The organism is Facklamia sp. HMSC062C11 (genome assembly GCF_001810675.1).
GTDB classification, from domain to species: domain Bacteria; phylum Bacillota; class Bacilli; order Lactobacillales; family Aerococcaceae; genus Facklamia; species Facklamia hominis.
In genome coordinates this window covers 1-203 of sequence record NZ_KV802417.1, presented here as the reverse complement: position 1 = coordinate 203, position 203 = coordinate 1, and the positions used below count along the sequence as shown (strand labels likewise).

Here is a 203-nt window from a genome sequence, read left to right as displayed (position 1 = left end):
TCTTTGACAACTTCTTGTTGGCCAGCGTCTAGATTCTCATCGTATTCGATGATTGTTTTATAATCGATGGCTTTCTTTTCAACTACTTCGTGAGTACCGTCGTTTGTACCTTCGCCGACCAAGATAACCGCATTTTTAGCTTTTTTAATGACTGTTGGCTCAGAAGTGTTTGTTACTTTAGAGTTTTCTATGGTGAGCGTTCT

Annotated in this window: 1 protein-coding gene; it reads right to left on the bottom strand. The window is 39.4% G+C overall.

The genetic code is table 11. The features are described from left to right. Nucleotides 1-203: G5 domain-containing protein (locus HMPREF2758_RS08370; RefSeq protein ID WP_148128899.1), on the bottom strand; the 203-nt coding region annotated here is incomplete at both ends.